4 protein-coding genes are annotated in these 2,313 nt (G+C 72.2%); 3 read left to right on the forward strand and 1 reads right to left on the reverse strand.

Annotated elements, in window-relative coordinates; translation table 11 throughout:
• Window positions 1–120 precede the first annotated feature (120 nt).
• The 3 genes from AB0M20_RS38960 (at window position 121) to AB0M20_RS38970 (ending at window position 1,914) form a co-directional block, all read left to right on the forward strand.
• Window positions 121–351 (forward strand): hypothetical protein, encoded by a 231-nt coding sequence (locus tag AB0M20_RS38960; RefSeq protein ID WP_364306016.1) that lies wholly within the window; start codon window positions 121–123, stop codon window positions 349–351.
• A gap of 76 nt (window positions 352–427) precedes the next feature.
• Window positions 428–886, forward strand: coding sequence for a lamin tail domain-containing protein (locus AB0M20_RS38965; RefSeq protein ID WP_364306017.1), 459 nt, complete (start codon window positions 428–430; stop codon window positions 884–886).
• 32 nt (window positions 887–918) lie between these two features.
• On the forward strand, window positions 919–1,914 hold the full coding sequence (locus AB0M20_RS38970) for an NAD-dependent epimerase/dehydratase family protein (RefSeq protein WP_364306019.1): 996 nt from the start codon (window positions 919–921) through the stop codon (window positions 1,912–1,914).
• Here AB0M20_RS38970 and AB0M20_RS38975 read toward each other — a convergent pair.
• The coding region (locus AB0M20_RS38975) for a DUF3097 family protein (protein WP_364306021.1) at window positions 1,901–2,313 on the reverse strand (413 nt) is incomplete at its 5' end. The two genes, AB0M20_RS38970 and AB0M20_RS38975, sit on opposite strands and share 14 nt — an antisense overlap.

Here is a 2,313-nt window from a genome sequence, read left to right on the forward strand (position 1 = left end):
GACGCCGCCAGCAGCGCGTCGCGGCGCTGCCGCTGCCGGGTCCGGACCGCGCGCAGGTGCCGTTCGTAGTCGCCGCTGGCGGCGTCGCGCGAGCACCTGCCGGCGGCCCGGGTCACCGGCGTGGCGGCCGGCCTGCACCTGGTGGTCATGCTGCCGGGCGACACCCCGGACACCGAGCAGGCCGACCGGGCGGCCGCGGCCGGCGTCCTGGTGCAGCCGCTCTCGTGGCACCGGCACCGCCCGGGCCCGCCGGGTCTGGTGCTGGGCTACGCGGCCCTGACCCCGGACCGCCTGCAGGAGGCCGCCGCGATCCTGGGCCGCACGATTCCGAGCCGACCGGCCGGTGCGTGACCTGCCGAACGTCCGATTCTCATCACCCGTCCGTGGCATCGCCAAAAGAAGCAAAACACGGTTACATCTTTCACCCATGAGACGAAAGCAGGTTGTGGCGATCATGACGGCCGTTCCGCTCGCGATCGGCGCGGTGACGGTGCCCTCGTTCGCCGCCACGACGCCGGCGATTTCCATCAGCAAGGTTCAATACAACTCGCCGGGCAGCGACACCCGCTCGAACGCCAGCCTGAACGCCGAGTACGTGCGCCTGCGCAACAACACCGGGTCGAGCATCGCCCTGACCGGCTGGACCGTCCGCGACAAAGCCGGGCACGTCTACAAGTTCGGCACCTACACCATCCGGGCGGGCAAGTACGTCTACATCCACACCGGCAAGGGCACCAATGGCCGGCCCGATGTGCAGCACGTCTACCAGCAGCGCGGCGCGTACGTGTGGAACAACGACGGCGACACCGCATACCTGCGCAACGCCGCCGGCAAGGCGATCGACACGTGCTCGTGGAAGAGCGGCACGACGCCGACCTACTGCTGACCCCGGGCCGGTCACCACGTTGAATGTGCGGCATGACGGAAACCGTTCTGGTCACCGGTGGCACCGGCTTCATCGCGGGGTGGTGCGTCGCCGCGCTGCAGGAGCGCGGCTACGACGTCCGCACGACGGTCCGCGACCCGCGGACGGCGCCGAGCCACCACGTCGCCGAGCCGAGCCACCACGTCGCCGACCTGACCCGCGACGAAGGGTGGGACCAGGCGGTGGCCGGGTGCGACTACGTGCTGCACGTCGCATCGCTGGTGACCACCGCCGCGACCGACCCGGACGCGCTGGTCGCACCGGCCCGCGACGGGACGCTGCGGGTGTTGCGCGCGGCCGTCCGGGCCGGCGTGCGCCGGGTGGTCTTCACCTCGTCGGCCGCGGCCTCCTCGCCCCGCTCCACCGAACCGGACGGCGTCACCGACGAGACCCTGTGGACCAACACCGACGATCCGGGGCTCACGCCCTACCGCCGGTCGAAGCCGCTCGCCGAGCGGGCGGCCTTCGACTTCATCGCCGAGCACGGCGGCGACACCGAGCTGAGCACGGTGCTGCCCGGCTGGGTGCTCGGCCCGTTCTCCGGCCGGCCGCCCGGCAACCTCGGCTCACTGCAGGTGGTGCAGCGGCTGCTCAGCGGGCAGCTGCCCGGCGTGCCGCGGGTCGGGTTCGAGGTGGTCGACGTGCGGGACATCGCCGACCTGCACATCCGTGCGATGACCGACCCCGCCGCGGCCGGCGAGAGGTTCCTCGGCACCGGCGAGTTCCTCTGGATGGCCGAGATGGCGGAGATCTTGCGTGATCGGCTCGGTTCCGCCGCGAGCCGGGTCCCGACGCAGCCGCTGCCCGACGACATGGTGCGGACCGCCGCTCAGCACGACCCCGACCTGGGGACCATCGTGGCGAATCTGGGCCGGCGGCGGATCCGCAGCTCCGACAAGGCCCGCCGGCTGCTGGGCTGGGCCACCCGCCCGGCCGCCGACGCGGTCGAGGCGAGCGGCCGCGACCTGGTGGCCGCTACGGAGCGGTGACGAAGTCGATCAGGCGTTCCATCGAGTTGATCAGCGGCGTCTCGACGTCCTTGTAGCTGTTCACCGAACCCAGGATGCGGCGCCACATCTCGTACGGCTCCCGGATGCCCACGGCGGCGCAGACGCCCTCCTTCCACGGGCGCCCGGGCGGGATCACCGGCCACGCGCGCAGGCCCACCCGCTCGGGCTTGACCGCCTGCCAGATGTCCACGTACGGGTGGCCGGTGATCAGCACATCCGGGTGGGTCACGGCGGCGACGATGCGGCTCTCCTTCGAGCCCGGCACCAGGTGGTCGACCAGCACGCCGAGCCGTGCCCCCGGATGAGGGCCGAAGGCCTTCACCGCCGCGCTCAGGTCGTCGATGCCGTCCAGCGGCTCGACGACCACGCCCTCGATGC

The sequence above is a fragment of the Actinoplanes sp. NPDC051633 genome, assembly GCF_040681735.1.
GTDB lineage: Bacteria > Actinomycetota > Actinomycetes > Mycobacteriales > Micromonosporaceae > Actinoplanes.

Excerpts from the sequence above, each read along its gene's own strand:
- AB0M20_RS38965 (WP_364306017.1), top strand. The coding sequence starts at position 428 with ATGAGACGAAAGCAGGTTGTGGCGATCATGACGGCCGTTCCGCTCGCG.
- AB0M20_RS38970 (WP_364306019.1), top strand. The coding sequence starts at position 919 with ATGACGGAAACCGTTCTGGTCACCGGTGGCACCGGCTTCATCGCGGGG.